The sequence below is a fragment of the Mucilaginibacter rigui genome (assembly GCF_014773275.1).
Taxonomy (GTDB): Bacteria; Bacteroidota; Bacteroidia; order Sphingobacteriales; family Sphingobacteriaceae; genus Mucilaginibacter; species Mucilaginibacter rigui_A.
The window spans coordinates 1,475,039-1,494,117 of record NZ_JACWMW010000001.1; the positions used below are offsets into that span (position 1 = coordinate 1,475,039).

Genomic DNA, 19,079 nt, shown 5'->3' on the forward strand with positions numbered 1-19,079 from the left:
GTTATTTTTGCGGTTGAATGAAGCACATACGTAATTTTTGTATCATAGCACATATTGACCACGGCAAAAGTACTCTTGCCGATAGGTTATTAGAATACACAAACACCATCACCCAGCGCGAATCGCAGGCACAATTGCTTGATGATATGGACCTGGAGCGCGAACGTGGCATCACCATAAAGAGCCACGCCATCCAGATGGATTATGAACTCGACGGACAAAAATATGTCCTGAACCTGATTGATACCCCCGGCCACGTAGATTTTTCGTACGAGGTATCGCGCTCCATAGCAGCCTGCGAGGGCGCATTGCTTATTGTTGATGCGGCGCAGGGTATACAGGCGCAAACCATATCAAACCTTTACCTGGCCTTAGAGAACGACCTGGAAATCATCCCTGTATTAAACAAAATGGATCTTCCCGGCGCTATGCCCGAGGAGGTTAAAGACCAGATTGTTGAACTGATTGGCTGTAAACGCGAAGAGATCCTTGCCGCATCGGGTAAAACCGGCATGGGCGTTCATGATATTCTGCGCGCTATTGTTGAGCGTGTGCCCGCCCCTGTTGGCGACCCGGAAGCACCACTACAGGCGTTGATATTTGACTCGGTTTATAACTCGTTTCGTGGTATTGTGGCTTACTTTAAAGTGGTTAACGGCGAGATCCGCAAAGGCGATAAAGTAAAATTCTTCGCTACCGAAAAGCAATATATAGCTGAGGAAGTTGGTACGCTTAAGTTAAAGCAATTACCAAAAGATGTAATTAAAACCGGCGATGTGGGATATATCATCTCGGGCATCAAAGAATCGCGCGAGGTAAAGGTTGGTGACACCATTACCACCATTAACCGCCCGTGCGAACAAGGTATACAGGGTTTTGAAGAAGTAAAACCAATGGTATTTGCGGGTATTTACCCAGTTGATACTGAGGATTTTGAAGAGCTTCGCGAATCAATGGCGAAGCTGCAGCTGAATGATGCTTCTTTGGTTTTTGAACCGGAATCATCAGCAGCGCTGGGTTTTGGTTTCCGTTGTGGTTTCCTGGGGATGCTGCACATGGAGATCATTCAGGAACGTTTGGAGCGCGAATTTAACATGACGGTTATTACTACCGTACCCAACGTGTCATACCTGGCATACTCTACCAGGGGCGAAGAAATTGTAGTGAACAACCCATCTGACCTGCCCGACCCAAGTAAAATTGACCGTGTAGAAGAGCCATATATTAAAGCCACCATCATCACCAAGTCCGACTTTGTTGGGCCGGTAATGTCGCTTTGTATCCAGAAACGCGGGTTTATTAAAAATCAATCGTACTTAACGTCTGATCGTGTGGAGCTGGTTTTTGAGATGCCGATGGGCGAGATCGTATTCGATTTTTATGATAAGCTAAAAACCATATCAAAAGGTTATGCATCGTTTGATTATCACCAGATAGGTTACCGCCCAAGCGACCTGGTACGTTTGGATATTAAATTAAATTCAGAGCCGGTTGATGCTTTATCATCATTGATCTTCCGCGGTAACTCGTATGATTTTGGTAAAAAGATCTGCGAGAAGCTGAAAGAGCTTTTACCACGCCAGCAGTTCGAGATCATTATACAGGCTTCTATTGGAGCCAAGATCATCGCCCGTGAAACGGTTAAGGCCATGCGTAAGGATGTAACCGCTAAATGTTACGGTGGTGATATATCGCGTAAGCGAAAACTTTTAGAGAAACAAAAAGCCGGTAAAAAACGCATGCGCCAGGTTGGTAATGTAGAGATACCACAGAGCGCGTTTATGGCGGTTTTGAAACTTGATTAAACTAAATTATTGTGACTCGATATTTACTGGTAAGTTTTTATACGCTAACTGGTATCAGAAAAGTTATTGATTTGGGAGATTTTTCTTATGGAGAATGGGTGATTTATGAAGATAAATCACCTGTGTATCTCGTGAATTTGCATACTGAAAACGAACCAGATATGATTATCAATTCGCTTCTTAACAAAGGAATTGAAACTATTGAAAGCATCGTTTCTAAAATAAATATAAAACAGGGAACTAATCTCAGTTTGGCTAATATGCCGGTTATTAGGCTTATAAAAAGCGAGGAGCAGGTAGAATTAGACTTACCACCATTACCTATTGATTGGCTCAAAAATATATAAAGCATAATGCAATTACTCGACGGAAAATACGTATCAGAAAAACTTAAAGGTGAAATAGCCGAAGAAGCGGCTAAAATTTTAGAGCGCACCGGCCGCAAGCCGCATCTGGTAGCCGTTTTAGTTGGCCATGATGGCGGCAGCGAAACCTATGTTGCCAGTAAGATGAAGAACTGCGAAAAGGTGGGCTTCAAATCTACCCTGGTACGTTATGAGGATAATGTAAGCGAGGAAGAACTGCTTGCCAAAGTAGCTGAACTAAATGCCGATGTGGATATTGACGGCATTATTGTACAACTGCCCCTGCCTAAGCACATCGACCCGGAGAAGGTAACCGAACGCATTGACCACCGCAAAGATGTTGATGGCTTCCACCCCGTTAACCTTGGCCGAATGCAGCGCAACCTGCCGTCGTTTATCCCTGCCACGCCTTATGGCATCACGTTGATGCTAAAAGAATACGGTATTGAGACCGCAGGCAAACATTGTGTTGTGGTTGGTCGCAGTAACATCGTTGGCTCGCCCATGAGCATCCTGATGGCGCGTAATACTACACCGGGTAACTGCACCGTAACTATTTGCCACAGCCGCACACCCGATATAAAGAAATTTACGCTGGATGCAGATATCCTGATCGTAGCCATCGGTAAAAAGAATTTCATCACTGCCGATATGGTTAAAGATGGCGTTGTGGTAATTGACGTAGGTATGAACCGCGAAACTTCAACCGTAACTAAATCGGGCTTTAAACTTTATGGCGATGTTGATTTTGAAGGCGTATCCGAAAAAGCATCCTGGATAACCCCGGTACCGGGCGGCGTTGGGCTGATGACCATTATAGGGTTGTTGAAAAATACGCTGGCTTCGGCTAATAAAGAGGTATACCAATAGTATTATCAAAAACACAGTCGCTCGGCTCCTGCCGAGTGACTACTATTATAAGGCCTCCGGCCGATTCATATACTGCGGCCAGAGGCCGATTAATAGTCATCACCCGGCAGGAGCCGGGCGATTGCATAGAGGTTTTATTTAATTGCAAATACTCTGTCCCAGAGCGTATCAATCCCTACATACACCTCTCCTGCTCTCATTTCTACAGGATAGCTATCTACATAGTCGTTTTGACCGGGGCTGCCTTTACCTGTTTTCAGATCGTAAGAATATCGGTGAAAAGGGCAGATAATTTTGCCTTCCTTACACCACCCGCCGCTCAATTCGGCACCGGCATGCGGGCAGGCGGAACCTAATGCATAAAGGTTGTTTTGGTAACCAATAATAATGATGCCCTTTCCGCTTAGCTTGATCTTTTTGATGAATGGCTGGCCTGTAAGTTCAATACCGGGTACTACATACCATTTCACGGGCGCTAAAAATCTATTTTAAGGTTCATTAAGGCTGGGTTCTTCATCACTTCGTCCATACTGGTTACCAGGGTCACTGTTCGCCTGTCGGCCGATAGTATGGCTTTTGAATTGTTCATTTTTTTAACCGGTTTGGCAAAATTAAGCACCACTTTATAAGGCATATCTATTAACATTGCTTTAGCCATGGCAAATTTAGACCCCGCTTTTTTCAAAAAAGCATTGAATTTAACCTTATCTATAATACGGTAAAATTTGTGTTCGGTTATTTCGTAGCTGTAATAACTTTGCCCGGTTATGAGTGGCTGTGCATCAAATGTTTTTTTGGTTACATTGGTGATTGGGCTATTCATGGATATGTTACTCAGGTGTTCCAGGTAATACTGCAAATCGGCGGCATCTTTTGCTTCGTGTTTAATGCTCACCTTCATCAGGCTCTTTTTCAGGTCCATTTTAATAGCCAGATCGCTGCCTTGGGCCATCTTTGCTTCTTCGGTGGTCATTTTTTGGGAGATGCTATCGGGAAGTGCACTGTAAAAGTTAAGAGTGGTGTCCTTAACCAGGCTAAACTGGGGCGTTTCGCGAACAGAATCGGTCATTAGGTTTACCAATACCGATACAGCTTTGCTCATATCAAAACCGTATACCACGTTGCATGATCCGTTAGGTTTAAAATCATAATGCTCTTCAATATCAACGCATGAACTAAGGCAGAGGAATGCAAAAAATACAAGGGGCATGTATAGTTTCTTCATACGATAAATTTCAAGTAATAATAGTTAAATTTACTGAAATAGAAGTTTTTATAATACTTTTTTATTGTTAAAATGTCAATTTAACAATAGCCTTAAAGCCGGGGCGGTATTTACCTTTATCGTTTCGGCACAAAAGTGTACCTTTGCGCCCTTATTATGGCACACCAGGTTCCGGAAGATGGCACGTTGCTTCCTTTAATGGAAGAGTTTTATACGATACAGGGAGAGGGATATAACACAGGCAAAGCAGCCTACTTTATCCGCCTTGGCGGCTGCGATGTGGGCTGCCACTGGTGCGATGTAAAAGAAAGCTGGGATGCCGAACTGCACCCACTTACCGCTGCTGATGCTATAGTAGATAACGCTACAAAATTTCCTTCAAAAGCTGTTGTGGTAACCGGTGGTGAGCCTCTGATCTATAATCTTGACTACCTGACCCAAAACCTGCAGCAAAAGGGCATTAAAACCTTTATTGAAACATCAGGCGCTTACCCCCTTTCGGGTAACTGGGACTGGATTTGCCTGTCGCCCAAAAAGTTTAAAGCCCCTACACAACAGGTTGCCGATAAAGCACATGAACTAAAGGTGATCATTTTCAACAAATCTGATTTTGCATTTGCCGAGCACCATGCTAAGCTGGTTGGGCCAAATTGTAAGCTGTACCTACAGCCCGAATGGTCAAAACATGCCGAGATGACCCCGCTTATTGTTGATTATGTAATGGCCAACCCACAGTGGGAAATATCACTGCAAACCCATAAATACTTAAATATCCCGTAATAGTGTAACTTAGTATATTGGTTATCGTATCAGTTACTAATGTTTAAAATCTATATTCTGCTTTTTTTATTGGTTGTACTGTCTGTAAATGTTTATGCCCAGCAAAGGCGGTATTCAACTACAAATGAGGAGGCTATAAAGTATTACGCCCTGTCAAACCAAAACCTTGATGATCATTTGTATGATGAGGCCATAGCACAACTGGAAAAAGCCATTGACATTGATAAGAAATTTGTTGAGGCACACGCCCAGTTGGCCGATGTTTTACGCATGCGGCGTATGTACCAGCCTGCTGTAACGCATTTTTTAAAAGTAATTGAGCTCGACCCGGAATACAACCGATCTGTTTATTTAAAAGTTGGCGATTGCGAGATCAGTAGCGCCATGTATGAGCCGGCATTGCGCCACCTGGAAAAATATATTACTTATCCCGGCATTACAGCGCAAAATATGGCTTATGCACAAAAGCTAATAGCAGATTGTAAATTTAGCATACAGGCATTAACCCACCCGGTAGCCTTTGTCCCCATAAACATGGGGCCCGAAATTAATACGGCAGCAGATGAGTATTTGCCTGTTGCCACGGCCGATGAAGGCACCCTTATATTTACCCGTAAGATAGATAATAACGAAGATTTTTATAAAAGTGATAAGTTAAATAGTAAGTGGCAAAGTGCTGTATATCTTAGTGATATAATTAATACATCTGCCTACAACGAAGGTGCCCAATCCATCTCGCAGGATGGTAAATACCTGTTCTTTACAGGCTGTAACCGGCCCGATGGTTTGGGTAGATGCGATATTTATATAGCCCAGAAAAAAGGCGACGACTGGGCAAAACCATTTAGCCTGAGTACCCCTGTCAACACTTCCGGCTGGGAAGCGCAACCCTCTATTAGTGCGGATGGGCGCACGCTGTATTTTGTAAGCAACCGTAAAGGCGGCTATGGCGGTTATGACATTTGGAAATCAAACCTGACCGATAAAGGCTGGGGAGCGCCGGAAAACATGGGCCCCGAGATCAATACAGCTTACGATGAGCAATCACCTTTTATACACCCGGATGATAGTACCTTTTACTTTTGCAGCAATGGCTGGCCGGGCATGGGCGGTAAAGATCTTTTTATAAGCCGCCTCGGTAAGGATGGTAAATGGGAGAAACCCGGGAACCTTGGCTATCCTATTAATTCAAGCGGTGATGAAAATGGCTTAACGCTTACAGCGAATGGCTCATCTGCATTTTTCTCATCAAATAACTTAAAAGGTTTTGGCGGATATGATATTTACACCTTTGAATTGCCCGCTAACCTGCGCCCTAACATCGTAACTTATGTAAAGGGTACAGTTGCTGATAAAAAAACCAAAGCACCGTTAGAGGCGGCTGTAGAGATCATAGACCTGCAAAAGAATACTCCGGTGTACCAGGATTACAGCTCGGAAGATGCGGGTGAGTTTTTGGCTACACTGTCCGCAGGGAAAAATTATGGTTTAAATATATCAAGGGAAGGCTACCTGTTTTACTCGGATAATTTTTCGCTGATTGGGCTTAAAGATAAAAAAGCGTTTAACCTTGCTGTACAGTTATCGCCTATTGAGGTAGGCAATAAGGTGATATTAAAGAACATCTTTTTTGATACCAATAAATTTGAACTGAAAGCCGAATCTAAAGCCGAGCTGCAAAAACTGATAGAGTTTTTACAACTGAATAAAACCGTACGGATAGAGATATCGGGTTATACGGATGATGTAGGTACGCATCTGGCTAATGTGGCCTTGTCAGAAAAACGCGCCAATGCGGTCTATCAATATCTTTCGGCAAACGGAATTGTTGCCACAAGGTTAGTTTATAAAGGTTACGGCGAAGATCAGCCAATAATGCCCAATTCTTCAGAAGAAAACCGTGCGCAGAACAGGCGTACGGAGTTTATGATCATAGCCAAATAAGAAGAAAGCATAAAGATAAAAGCAGAAAGTCTAAAGCCGGCGAGCCTTTTAAGCAAGCTTTTAGCTTTGGACTTTCTGCTTTCGAGTTAGTTCCCTACTTCCGACAGGAATTTTATGCGCATTAACTGCACCTCTTCGCGGGTGTAATCGTCAGAGCCAAGTTCAGCGAGGGCGTCGTCGATAGAATCCACCTCAGCCGATTTAAAGTAATCGAAAACCTCTTCTTGCTTATCCTCATCTATCATTTCATCAATGTAATAGTTGAGGTTAAGCTTGGTGCCCGAATTGACAATGGTTTCTACCTCTTTCAGTATTTCCTCGTAAGTAAGGCCTTTTGAAGCAGCTATATCATCAAGGTTTAAATGCCTGTCGATGTTTTGAATAATGAAAACCTTAAGGGCCGATTTGTTGGCGGCACTTTTGATCACCATATCTACCGGGCGGTCAATATCATTATCCTCAACGTATTTCTTGATCAGGTCGATGAACGGCGCGCCAAATTTCAACGCTTTGCCTGCTCCTACACCCGAGATCTGTTTTAACTCCTCGGTGTTAATTGGATAATGCGTACACATCTCCTCTAACGATGGATCCTGGAAGATAACAAACGGAGGCAGGCCTTTTTGTTTGGCCAGCTTTTTACGCAGGTCTTTCAACATCTGCAGCAGTTCGGTATCTAAGGCACCTCCGCCCTGTTTAGGGCCATCCTCGGTGTCATCATCATCTGTTGGGCCCATTTCCTGGTTCAACAGGAAACGGATGCTATAAGGGTTCTCTATAAACGAATTACCGGCTTTTGTTAAATGCAGTAATCCGTACTGGTCAATATCTTTAGACAGGAAGTTGTTTAGCAGTGCCTGGCGCATCAGCGAGTTCCAAAGGTTCTCGCCCTGCTCTTTGCCGGAGCCAAAATATTCCAGTTTATCGTGTTCGTAGTTCTTAACCTGGGCATCATCCTTGCCCATTAAAATATTGATGATATGGCAATCGTCAAACTTCTCGCCTATTTGTTTAATAAGGCTTAAGGCTCTGTGCAGGTGTTCTTCGCCATCAAAATGTACTTTTGGCCCACAGCAGTTGTCACACATGTTGTTACAACCAGCTTCGTTAAAATTCTCGCCAAAGTAGTGCAGCAATTGTTTACGGCGGCATACAGACGATTCGGCGTAATCTATCACCTCTTTCAGTATCTGCGTACCTATTTCCCGTTCAGCAACGGGCTTATCCTTCATAAACTTTTGCAGCTTATCAATATCCTTGCCCGAGTAAAATGCCACACATACGCCTTCGCCACCGTCACGGCCGGCACGTCCGGTTTCCTGATAGTAACCCTCCATGCTTTTAGGCATATCATGGTGTATCACGTAACGCACATCGGGTTTATCTATACCCATACCAAATGCTATGGTAGCCACAATAACGTCCACATCCTCCATCAGGAACTTGTCCTGCGTGTCGGCGCGTACCTTAGGGTCTAAACCCGCGTGGTATGGTAATGCTTTTACACCGTTAAGGTTTAGGGCCTCGGCTACTTCCTCAACCTTTTTACGGCTAAGGCAATAGATGATACCGGATTTGCCCTGGTTTTGCTTTACAAATTTAACGATCTCTTTTATAGCATTGCGCTTGGCCCTAACCTCATAAAACAGGTTGCTGCGGTTAAAAGATGATTTGTAAACCGTGGCGTTATTCATTTGCAGGTTCTTTTGGATATCCTGCTGTACTTTTGGCGTTGCGGTAGCGGTAAGGGCAATAATAGGGATATCATCGCCTATATTACTGATTACCTGGCGTATTTTGCGATACTCGGGGCGGAAGTCATGCCCCCACTCAGATATACAATGCGCCTCATCAACGGCAACGAACGATACCTGGTTCAACCTTAAAAAATCAACATTCTCTTGCTTGGTCAATGACTCGGGCGCAACATAAAGTAATTTAGTTTTGCCGCTTAATACATCGTCTTTAACCCTTAAAATATCTGCTTTTGTTAACGAGGAGTTTAGGAAATGTGCAATGCTGTCTGAACCACCGAAGGCCCTTAGCTGATCTACCTGATTTTTCATCAGGGCGATGAGCGGGGAGATCACAATCGCTGTGCCCTCGCTCATTAAGGCAGGTAACTGATAACACATGGATTTGCCGCCACCGGTAGGCATAATCACAAAAGTATCGTTCCCCGCTAAGATGTTCGTTATGATCGCTTCTTGCTCACCTTTGAAGTTATCAAACCCGAAAAAATTTTGCAGGTTATCAAAAAGCGACTTTTTAGTCTCAATCATTATTTACTTGTGCGTTTGGAATTATGGTTCAAAATAACAAAAATTTATAAATAAACGATGCGTTTCGTTAAAAATTTTATACTAAAATGATTATTTGATTAAAAACAATTTGTTTATTTATCGCTTTTAGAATTGGTAAAATCCACAATTAAATATTTTAGTTTTACCTGATATTAAATTTACAAATTAATGCACATATTTAGCATGGGTTTGCCAAATTAAAATCTACAACTTATATAATGAATAAAAACTATTATGCAATTATTATGGCTGGCGGAATCGGTAGCCGTTTTTGGCCAATCAGCAGAACATCGCATCCAAAACAGTTTATAGATATACTGGGCACCGGCAAAACACTCATACAAAATACTTACGAGCGCTTCCTTAAGGTGTGCCCAAAAGAAAATATATACGTTGTAACAAACGAGAATTATACGGGCCTGGTTAAAAAACAGTTGCCTGATATGGACGATCAGCAGATACTAACCGAACCTGTAATGCGCAACACGGCGCCCTGCGTGGCATATGGCTGTTTCAAAATAGAAAGCATGAACCCTGATGCCGCTATTGTTGTAGCGCCCTCAGACCATCTGATACTTGACGAAACGGCTTTTATTGCTACTATAGAAAAATCATTAGAAACTGCTTCGAAAAATAATTGCCTGATAACCCTGGGTATTAAGCCCTCACGCCCCGATACCGGTTACGGGTACATCCAATACACAGACCAAACCCTGAACGAGGATTTCCATAAAGTAAAAACCTTTACCGAGAAGCCAACTGTTGATATTGCCAAAACATTTATCCAAAGCGGCGACTTTTTGTGGAACGCAGGGATCTTTGTGTGGTCGGCTAAAACTATTGTAGCCGCATTTGACAGCCACCTGCCCGAAATGCACGAGATATTTGCCGAAGCACGCTCCGTATACAATACCGACGATGAAAAGGAATTTGTGCACAAGGTTTACCAGCGCTGTATAAATATTTCTATCGATTACGGTATTATGGAGAAGGCATCAAACGTATACGTACTACCCTCAGAATTTGGCTGGAGTGATCTGGGCACCTGGGCATCTATTTATCAGCTGGCCGATAAAGATTACGTAGGTAACGCTGTTATCCCCGCAGAAAAAGTAATTATGTACGATAGCAGTAACTGCATGGTAAATGTACCCGGCGAAAAGCTGGTGATACTGCAAGGCCTGCACGATTACATTGTGGTAGAAGCTAACAACACCCTGCTCATCTGCCCGCGTGACCAGGAGCAAAACGTTAAGCAGGTAGTTGCCGATGTGAAAAATAAGTTCGGCACAAAATACATTTAAAAGGAGAGTCAGGTAAAAGGAGAGTCAGGATTTTTAGAATCAAGAGTCAAGATATAAGAAAGCCCGGCTAACATATAGTCGGGCTTTCCTGTTTTCCGGTCGTGGATCTTGATTCTTGACTTCTTATATCTATTTAACTGCCTGGCGTTGCCTTATGGCCTCATACAAGATCACCCCGGTTGATACCGATACGTTAAGTGATTCTATCTCGCCAAACATCGGGATCTTGGCCAGATGGTCACTAATACGGATGATCTCATTTCGGATGCCGTCCTCTTCCGATCCCATGATGATGGCCGTTGGGGCAGTGTAATCCGGTGTATAGATATAATCGTTGGTTTTTTCGGTGCAGCAAACCAGTTGCAAGCCCGATTCCTGGAGGAATTTTACGGTTTGCATAAAATTATCGTGCCTGCATACCGGGATCTTGTACAATGCACCTGCCGAAGTTTTGATAGCATCGGGGTTTATCTGTGCCGAACCTTTTGCAGGTATCACAATAGCATGCACACCGGCACATTCAGCCGTACGGGCTATGGCACCCATGTTGCGTACATCAGTAATGCTATCCAGCACCAAAACTAAAGGCACCTCGCCCCTTTCAAAAACGTCGGGTATAATGTTTTCTATTTTTTGGTAGATAATAGGCGATATGAAAGCAATAGCACCCTGGTGGTTTTTCATGGTGATCCGGTTCAGTTTTTCAACCGGCACCTGCTGCGGGGTTATGTTATATTCGTTGGTTACATCGCGCAGCTCATTTAGTAAGCCGCCGCCCAGTCCGCGTTGTATGTACAAAGCCTCAATCTCTTTACCTGCCAATATCGCTTCAATCACTGCCCTTATACCAAAAACCATCTGATTGCTTTCGCGTGGCGGAGGTTTAGAATTATATGCCATTTCTTTAAAATTATTTCGCCAAAAGTACCTAAATTAACTGATTTAACGGTTATTGAACTTACTTCGGTTTGGGTATTGTTGATAATACTTAACAATGTACAATACTTATAAACATATATGTAAATGAGGTACTTATAACGTTATTAACACGTTATAAACATACGATGTTAATTACCGGCGCCGAAATTTATAGTGCTGATAATGTTTTCATTATGTTAATAACTCATTTGTTAGCGATTTAAAAACAGGCGGGAACATTTTTTATATATTTTTGTTGAGTTATGAATTTCGAGAACGATAGCCCTAATTACAAACAAAATACCGACCGTAAAAGCAGGTTTACAAATGCCACCCCATCTTATCCGGCAAACGGCAAATTGCAGCCACAGGCGCTCGACCTGGAAGAAGCTGTTTTAGGTGCTTTAATGCTCGAAAAAGATGCGCTATCTTCAGTAATTGACGTACTTAAACCTGAGGTTTTTTACGATGTAAGGCACCAAAAAATATTCAGCACAATAGCCGTACTTTTTGAAAAAACATCGCCCGTAGATATTCTTACAGTAACAGCACAGCTACGCCAGCAAGGCGAGCTTGAAATGATAGGTGGTGCATACTATATTACCGAATTAACCAATCGCGTAGCATCAGCTGCCAATATTGAGTACCACTCACGTATTATCATCCAAAAATACATTCAGCGCGAGCTGATCCGCATCTCAACAGATGTAATAAGCATGGCATATGAGGATAGCGCCGATGTATTGGAAATGCTTGATAAGGCCGAAAAAAACCTTTTTGAGATAGCCCAGAACAATCTCCGCCGAGACTCGCGTAAAATGGACGACCTGGTACATGAGGCTTTAAAAGATATTGAAGCTTTAAAAGATAAGAAAGACGGTTTAACCGGTGTTGCATCCGGCTTTACAGATCTGGACAGGATGACCTCGGGCTGGCAAAAATCCGATTTGGTGATTATCGCTGCCCGCCCTGCAATGGGTAAAACAGCGTTTGTATTAAGCTGCGCCCGGAACGCCGCGGTTGATTTTGATAAGCCGGTAGTAGTATTCTCGCTGGAGATGTCGTCTGTTCAATTGGTTAATCGTTTAATATCCGGCGAAACCGAAATTGAGCAGGAAAAGATACGTAAGGGTACACTGGAAGAATGGGAATGGCAACAGATCCACTCCAAAATTGGTCGACTGGAGGCCGCCCCTTTAATTATTGACGATACACCATCACTAAACATATTTGAGTTCCGCGCTAAATGCCGCCGTTTAAAATCTCAGCACGATATCCAGCTCATCATCATCGACTATTTGCAGCTAATGCAAGGCAAAGCTGAGGGTAAAGGCGGAGGTGGTAACCGCGAACAAGAAATTGGTAGTATATCGCGTGCATTAAAAACCGTGGCAAAAGAATTGAACGTACCGGTAATTGCGCTGTCGCAATTAAGCCGTGCGGTTGAGAACAGGCCGGGTGGTTCAAAAAGGCCGATGCTATCGGATCTACGTGAATCTGGTTCAATAGAGCAGGATGCGGATATGGTACTGTTCCTTTACCGCCCCGAGTATTATGGTTTGGACGTAGATGAGGATAACAACCCTACCCAGGGTGTTGGTGAGGTTATTATAGCCAAACACCGTAATGGCGAAACGGGCCGCGTACGATTGAAATTTGTTGGTAAATACGTTAAATTTCAGGATCTTGACCAGGGGATGGATAGCTTCCCGGCAGCAGGCGGCAATGCCTTTACAGGCCTTAACCCATCACCTGATTTTGACAGCAAGCCAAGTAATTTTATTATCCGTCCATCACGGATGGATGATATTGATGATGAACCACCGTTTTAAAAAGACTTTAGAGTCAAGATGTAAGAATCAAGACAGAGCTGCATATAAGAAATCCCGTTTAACATTAAACGGGATTTCTTTTTTCTAAGTCTTGGCTCTTGATTCTTATTATCTTAACTCTCTTAATAGTCATCTTCGTCATCTTCCTCAAAGCCTTTGGCCGAGCGGTAAACGGCCTGCAGTTCGCTAAAAGCGTGCATGTCGCGTTTGGCTTTTGTTATCTCCATTCCCTTCTCATAAGTGCTTATCGCGTCGTCTTTACGGTTAAGGGCTTCATACAGTTTACCTAAATGGTAGTAGGTGCCAGTATAGTTTGGGTGGTTGTTCACCAGGTCTTCGTAATAGCTCAGTGCTTTTTCGCTATCGTTAAGTCGCAGGTATTCAGTAGCCAGCGCATATTTTAAAAATTCATCTTCGGGTTCGTTCTGTATAAACGCTAACAGCTTATCTAATCTGCTTATCTCCATTTTAAACTCTCTCTTTTTTAACTAAATTTGCAGTATCCTAATTACTAATACCTGTAAAAATATAAACCAATTATAATGAGCAAAATACTGGTATGTATCAGCAATGTTCCGGATACTACGACAAAAATAACCTTTACTGATAATAACACCCAATTTAATACAAATGGTGTTCAGTTTATCCTTAACCCGTACGATGAGATTGCCCTTGCACGCGCCATTGAATTAACAGATGGCGGCAAAGGCAGTGTAACCGTTATAAACGTTGGCGAAGCCAATACCGAAGCCACCATTCGTAAAGCATTAGCCATTGGAGCTACCGATGCCGTACGCATTAATGCAAAACCGCATGATGCCTGGTACGTGGCTTACCAAATAGCTGAGTATGTAAAAGCCAACCCGTTCGACCTGATATTGACAGGTCGCGAATCTATCGATTATAACGGCTCTAAAGTTGCCGGTATGCTGGGCGAACTGTTAGACCTGCCATCTGTATCCATTATCAAAAAACTGGATGCGACAGATAGTGAAGCTACAGTAGAGCGCGAGATTGAGGGCGGCAAAGAAGTATTAACTATTCCCTTTCCATTTGTAGCGGGTTGTGCCGAAGGTGTTGCCGAGCCAAAAATACCAAACATGCGTGGTATTATGAGCGCACGTACAAAACCGTTGGCTGTAGTTGAACCGGTTGAGGTGCAAACTTTATCAGAGATCATCAGTTATGAAACCCCTGCCCCACGCGGCCAGGTGAATTTAGTTTCGGCAGATGATGTTGCCAAACTGGTTGACCTGTTACACACAGAAGCAAGGGTTATTTAATAAAAAGGATTTTATAAACTAGGAATCAGGATAAAAAGAGTCAAGAATCAAGAGAAACATGTTTATTTTAGCTGTTATTGTGCGATAATACAAATGTCTTGGTTCCTGACTCTTAATTCTTAATTCGCTTAAACTATATTTCATATATGTCAGTTTTAATATACGCGGAGAATGCGGGCGGTAAATTCAAAAAATCAACTTTTGAAGCAGTATCATACGCCAAAGCAATTGCCGGCCAAAATAACACAACCCTTATAGCCATATCTATTGGCTATGTTGCCAAAGAAGACCTGGCTGCACTTGGCAAATACGGCGCCGAAAAGGTTTTAAACGTAAGCAACGATAAACTAAAGAATTTTGTGAACCAGGCATACGCATCGGTTATTGCCGAAGCAGCAAAGGCCAATGGTGCAGATATTGTTGTGATTTCAAATTCATTCAGCGGGCGTGGCCTTGCCCCCCGTTTAGGTGTTAAGCTGCAGGCTGGTGTTGCAGATGGTGCAGTTGCACTGCCTGAGCAAAATGGCGGTAAGTTTACGGTTAAAAAAACAGCCTTCTCCGGCAAAGCGTTTGCCGTGGTTGAATTAACCTCAGCAAATAAAGTTATTGCACTTACACCAAATTCTTATAAAGTAGTTGAAAGCGGTTCGGCGGCGCCGGTTGAAGATTTTAGCGTTGAAGCTAAAGCGTCCGACTTTAAAGAGATGATCAAAGATATTGTACGCTCTACTGATAAGGTTTCATTACCTGATGCAGAGATCGTGGTGTCAGCAGGCCGTGGCATGAAAGGGCCTGAAAACTGGGGCATGATTGAAGATCTTGCCAACTTGCTTGGCGCGGCCACAGCCTGTTCAAAACCGGTATCAGACGCCGGATGGCGCCCACATAGCGAACACGTTGGCCAAACAGGCATTGCTGTCAGTCCAAATTTGTATATTGCGATAGGTATTTCGGGAGCAATACAACACCTTGCAGGTATCAGTTCATCAAAAGTTATTGTGGTTATAAACAAAGATGCCGAAGCGCCGTTTTTCAAGGTAGCTGATTATGGCATTGTTGGCGATGCTTTTGAAGTATTGCCAAAATTAATTGCTGCAGTTAAAGAGTACAAAGCATCAGCTTAAAAAAATATATCGCCGTGATGGGTAATGACATGAAAAAGATTAAGCTGGATATTGTAGGTCTGTCCTACAGCCAAACACAGTCGGGCGCATATGCCTTAGTGTTGGGCGAAGTTAGCGGCCGCCGCAGGCTACCTATCATTATAGGTAGTTTTGAGGCACAGGCTATTGCTATCGAGATAGAAAAAATGACCCCGAGCCGGCCCCTTACTCACGACTTGTTTAAAAGCTTGGGCCAGGCATTTAATATTACTGTGCAAGAGATCATTATTTACAACCTGGTTGACGGCATCTTTTACTCAAAGCTTATTTGCAGTGATGGTAAAAAAATAGTGGAGATAGATGCGCGTACCTCTGATGCTATTGCAGTATCGGTAAGGTTTGAGTGCCCTATTTATACTTACGAGTTTATCCTATCAAGCGCGGGGATAGTAATTGAAGGCAACGATTTTGTTTACCTTGAAAATATTAACGAAACACCCGAGGAAAAAACACATTCATCAGCAGCAGGTACATATGCTTCGCTAAGTGAGGATGAACTAAAAAGTAAACTGCAACAGGCACTTGCCGAAGAAGCTTATGAAAAAGCAGCCAAAATACGAGACGAACTCACCAAGAGAAAGTCGTCATAAATCAACAAAAAAGGATACCAGAACGGTATCCTTTTTTTGTTGATACTATTGGGTGTCAACTGTTAAATTGCCCATACGATGTGCTTAATATGAAATAATTTAGAATATATTAATTATTGATATATTTTTATTGTTTTAATACTTGGTAATATTTAACTTGGTGTTAAACTAAAACAAATTATCATGAAAAAGATCTTACTCGTATTATTAGCAATGGTATTAATTACCGGGGTTACTGATTTTAGCCAGGCTAAAGCAACCAAACCTCCGGTTAAAACACTTAAAACTGTACTTAAACTAAAGAAACCTATTTTTAATTTAAGTTGCAGCACCTGTACTTACCCTAACAATTACACAGTTTACGTTCAGTACAACCCAACACCACAAACTATTTTAAATGTAAACGTTTACGATAGTGCTAATAACTTAATTGCAAGTAACGCTTACAATGTCTTTTCATCCGTAGTTCAAACTGCAAACGGTTATACTTTTTCTAATTTTTACGTTAAGGTAGGTCCTAATATGGTAAATTCTTCAGGAGAATACAGACGATAAAATTGTTTAACAACATTGATTTAATTTCAACCTCTTCCTAACGCAAAAAGGGCCCCGATAATAACCGGGGCCCTTCTCTTTTCAATAATAAAAAGTTTCTTAGAATTCAAAACCAATGTTAACGGCAGATAGCGTGTTCCTTACTGTAGAACCTGTATTGTTCTTAAAAATATCAGTAAGACCACCCTGGCCGTTAAGCTCGATAAACAGTTTTGTTTTTGCAGCAACAGGGAATTTTACACCAATACCCAGGTCGGCACCAAAATCTGTTGAGCTGAAAAGAGGTTTTAAGTCCATGCCACCTGCTGTTTCTTTTGCTTTCAGCAAAATGCCAACATACGGGCCAAAATTTAAATACCAATTTTTTGTCCGCCCAAAATGCCAGTTAGCCAAAACCGGGATAGTAAGATAATCCACCTGGTAATTGGTAATTACATTACCACCACCTGTGTTAATAAAGCCCTTGTCCCAACCTTTTTGGTCGTAGGTTAATTTTGCCTTAAGGCTCCAGCTGTCAGAAAAGTAATGATCGGCATAAACGCCTGCATTGAAACCAATTCTGTAATCATCATTGGTCATACCGCTGGCGGTTACATTGGCAAAATTTAAACCAACGTTAACACCAAATTTAGTTTCGCCTTTTGATTGTGAGAATGCTGTAGTAGATACAGCCAATAGTACAAGTACTGTAGTAAAAAATTTATTCATAAATTGTGACTTAGTTTGGGCGCGAAGATAACATTTTCGGGCATAAAACCCTCTAAAAAAAGGCTTTAAATCTTATAGGCTAACACCTTTCCCATATCGCTTTATTTCACTATTTTCAGCCTTTATTTTTTATAACTATTAATTGTTAAACCAGTGCTGTATGAATATTAAGTTTCGCTTAATACTGATGAATTTTATGCAATTTTTTATATGGGGAGCCTGGCTGCTTACCATTGGTGCGTACTGGTTTCAAAACAAACATTGGTCTGGGGCGCAATTCGGAGCCATCTTCTCCACTATGGGTATTGCATCTATCTTTATGCCGGCTATAACAGGTATTATATCTGACAGGTTTATCAATGCCGAAAAGCTATACGGTATAATGCATATTTTGGGTGCTGCAACCTTATTCTCATTACCTCTTGTACAAGACCCAACCACGTTTTTTTGGGTGTTGTTGTTAAATATGATGTTTTATATGCCTACCTTATCGCTATCTATCACAGTAGCATACTCGGCGTTAAAAAACAGTAACATTGATATTGTAAAAGAATACCCGCCTATACGTATCTGGGGAACCATCGGCTTTATTGTAGCACTTTGGACAGTAAGCTTAACCCACAACGAAACCTCGTCAAATCAATTTTATATTGCTTCTGCCATATCGCTGGCTTTAGGTATCTACGCGTTCACGTTACCAAAGTGCAGGCCGTTTGCTATTAAAACAGGTAACAAATCGTTTGCTAACCTTTTAGGTTTAAACGCCTTTGCGTTGTTTAAAACACCAAGGTTCGCTATATTCTTTGCATTTTCATTATTGTTAGGCGCAGCCTTACAACTTACAAATGCCTACGGCGATACTTATATACACGATTTTGCTAAAATACCTGCTTATAAAGACTTGGTACCGGTTAAATATCCGGCTATTATTATGTCAATATCGCAAATTTCAGAAACTTTATTTATCCTGGCAATCCCCTTCTTCCTACGTAAATTTGGTATTAAGTATGTAATGTTGTTTAGTATGTTGGCGTGGGTGTTGCGCTTTGGCTTATTTGCCTTTGGCGACCCGGCAAACGGCTTATGGATGATCGTATTATCATGTATTGTATACGGTATGGCGTTCGATTTCTTTAACATTTCGGGTTCGCTGTTTGTGGAAACACAAACCACTCCCGAAATAAGGGGCAGCGCGCAAGGCCTGTTTATGATGATGGTAAACGGTTTCGGCGCATTATTTGGCAGTTTTGCAAGCGGCTTTATCATCGATAAATATTTCACTCTTGCTGATCAGGGTAAGAACTGGCATGGCATATGGCTTACATTTGCGGCTTATGCCTTGGTTATTGCAGTTATTTTCCCGTTTGTATTCAGGTATAAACACAATGCTGCACTTAAACACGCTATAGAAAACGCTTAAACTCACATACATCC

At 42.2% G+C, this 19,079-nt stretch carries 18 protein-coding genes; 12 read left to right on the forward strand and 6 right to left on the reverse strand.

What is annotated here, in order from left to right:
• The first annotated feature begins 17 nt into the window (after positions 1-17).
• From lepA to IDJ75_RS06640, 3 genes are read left to right on the forward strand one after another with little or no spacing between them, the layout of a single operon-like run.
• Complete coding sequence (gene lepA, locus IDJ75_RS06630) at positions 18-1,805, forward strand: translation elongation factor 4 (protein ID WP_191174786.1); 1,788 nt, start codon at positions 18-20, stop codon at positions 1,803-1,805.
• An 11-nt stretch (positions 1,806-1,816) separates the two neighbouring features.
• A complete protein-coding gene (locus IDJ75_RS06635) occupies positions 1,817-2,152 on the forward strand; it encodes a hypothetical protein (protein WP_191174787.1) in 336 nt (111 codons plus the stop codon).
• Between the two features lie 6 nt (positions 2,153-2,158).
• Entirely contained in the window at positions 2,159-3,040 is an 882-nt protein-coding gene (locus IDJ75_RS06640) for a bifunctional 5,10-methylenetetrahydrofolate dehydrogenase/5,10-methenyltetrahydrofolate cyclohydrolase (RefSeq protein ID WP_191174788.1), read from the forward strand.
• A 134-nt stretch (positions 3,041-3,174) separates the two neighbouring features.
• On the opposite strand, the gene IDJ75_RS06645 is transcribed toward IDJ75_RS06640, so the two are convergent.
• Both IDJ75_RS06645 and IDJ75_RS06650 read right to left on the reverse strand, forming a co-directional pair.
• A complete protein-coding gene (locus IDJ75_RS06645; protein WP_191174789.1) occupies positions 3,175-3,510 on the reverse strand; it encodes a Rieske (2Fe-2S) protein in 336 nt (111 codons plus the stop codon).
• Positions 3,511-3,515: 5 nt separating this feature from the next.
• Positions 3,516-4,265 (reverse strand): hypothetical protein, encoded by a 750-nt coding sequence (locus IDJ75_RS06650; protein WP_191174790.1) that lies wholly within the window; start codon positions 4,263-4,265, stop codon positions 3,516-3,518.
• A 156-nt stretch (positions 4,266-4,421) separates the two neighbouring features.
• On the opposite strand from IDJ75_RS06650, the gene IDJ75_RS06655 reads away from it, so the two are divergent.
• Both IDJ75_RS06655 and IDJ75_RS06660 read left to right on the forward strand, forming a co-directional pair.
• Entirely contained in the window at positions 4,422-5,045 is a 624-nt protein-coding gene (locus IDJ75_RS06655; RefSeq protein ID WP_191174791.1) for a 7-carboxy-7-deazaguanine synthase QueE, read from the forward strand.
• 39 nt (positions 5,046-5,084) lie between these two features.
• On the forward strand, positions 5,085-6,989 hold the full coding sequence (locus IDJ75_RS06660) for an OmpA family protein (RefSeq protein WP_191174792.1): 1,905 nt from the start codon (positions 5,085-5,087) through the stop codon (positions 6,987-6,989).
• Positions 6,990-7,075: 86 nt separating this feature from the next.
• Here IDJ75_RS06660 and recQ read toward each other — a convergent pair whose 3' ends face one another.
• Complete coding sequence (recQ, locus tag IDJ75_RS06665) at positions 7,076-9,268, reverse strand: DNA helicase RecQ (protein ID WP_191174914.1); 2,193 nt, start codon at positions 9,266-9,268, stop codon at positions 7,076-7,078.
• Positions 9,269-9,510: 242 nt separating this feature from the next.
• On the opposite strand from recQ, the gene IDJ75_RS06670 reads away from it, so the two are divergent.
• Positions 9,511-10,596, forward strand: coding sequence for a mannose-1-phosphate guanylyltransferase (locus tag IDJ75_RS06670; RefSeq protein ID WP_191174793.1), 1,086 nt, complete (start codon positions 9,511-9,513; stop codon positions 10,594-10,596).
• A gap of 129 nt (positions 10,597-10,725) precedes the next feature.
• Here IDJ75_RS06670 and rlmB read toward each other — a convergent pair whose 3' ends face one another.
• Positions 10,726-11,496: a 23S rRNA (guanosine(2251)-2'-O)-methyltransferase RlmB gene (gene rlmB / locus IDJ75_RS06675; RefSeq protein ID WP_224746504.1), complete on the reverse strand. Its 771-nt coding sequence runs from the start codon at positions 11,494-11,496 to the stop codon at positions 10,726-10,728.
• A gap of 281 nt (positions 11,497-11,777) precedes the next feature.
• Between rlmB and dnaB the strand changes: the two genes are divergently transcribed.
• The gene (dnaB, locus tag IDJ75_RS06680; RefSeq protein ID WP_191174794.1) at positions 11,778-13,346 is read left to right on the forward strand and encodes a replicative DNA helicase; all 1,569 of its coding nucleotides are present in this window, start codon (positions 11,778-11,780) and stop codon (positions 13,344-13,346) included.
• 122 nt (positions 13,347-13,468) lie between these two features.
• Here dnaB and IDJ75_RS06685 read toward each other — a convergent pair whose 3' ends face one another.
• A complete protein-coding gene (locus IDJ75_RS06685; protein WP_191174795.1) occupies positions 13,469-13,813 on the reverse strand; it encodes a tetratricopeptide repeat protein in 345 nt (114 codons plus the stop codon).
• Positions 13,814-13,888: 75 nt separating this feature from the next.
• Here IDJ75_RS06685 and IDJ75_RS06690 point away from each other — a divergent pair, with 75 nt between their 5' ends.
• The 4 genes from IDJ75_RS06690 to IDJ75_RS06705 all read left to right on the forward strand — a co-directional run bounded on the left by IDJ75_RS06690 (position 13,889) and on the right by IDJ75_RS06705 (position 16,937).
• A complete protein-coding gene (locus tag IDJ75_RS06690; RefSeq protein WP_191174796.1) occupies positions 13,889-14,629 on the forward strand; it encodes an electron transfer flavoprotein subunit beta/FixA family protein in 741 nt (246 codons plus the stop codon).
• A gap of 146 nt (positions 14,630-14,775) precedes the next feature.
• Positions 14,776-15,753 carry an electron transfer flavoprotein subunit alpha/FixB family protein gene (locus IDJ75_RS06695; protein WP_191174797.1) on the forward strand — a complete coding sequence of 326 codons (978 nt, stop codon included), beginning with the start codon at positions 14,776-14,778 and terminating at the stop codon, positions 15,751-15,753.
• A gap of 29 nt (positions 15,754-15,782) precedes the next feature.
• Positions 15,783-16,382 (forward strand): bifunctional nuclease family protein, encoded by a 600-nt coding sequence (locus IDJ75_RS06700; protein WP_191174798.1) that lies wholly within the window; start codon positions 15,783-15,785, stop codon positions 16,380-16,382.
• A 183-nt stretch (positions 16,383-16,565) separates the two neighbouring features.
• Positions 16,566-16,937, forward strand: coding sequence for a hypothetical protein (locus IDJ75_RS06705; protein WP_191174799.1), 372 nt, complete (start codon positions 16,566-16,568; stop codon positions 16,935-16,937).
• 99 nt (positions 16,938-17,036) lie between these two features.
• On the opposite strand, the gene IDJ75_RS06710 is transcribed toward IDJ75_RS06705, so the two are convergent.
• Positions 17,037-17,645, reverse strand: coding sequence for a porin family protein (locus IDJ75_RS06710; RefSeq protein ID WP_191174800.1), 609 nt, complete (start codon positions 17,643-17,645; stop codon positions 17,037-17,039).
• A gap of 160 nt (positions 17,646-17,805) precedes the next feature.
• On the opposite strand from IDJ75_RS06710, the gene IDJ75_RS06715 reads away from it, so the two are divergent.
• The gene (locus IDJ75_RS06715; protein ID WP_191174801.1) at positions 17,806-19,065 is read left to right on the forward strand and encodes a nucleoside permease; all 1,260 of its coding nucleotides are present in this window, start codon (positions 17,806-17,808) and stop codon (positions 19,063-19,065) included.
• Positions 19,066-19,079: the final 14 nt, after the last annotated feature.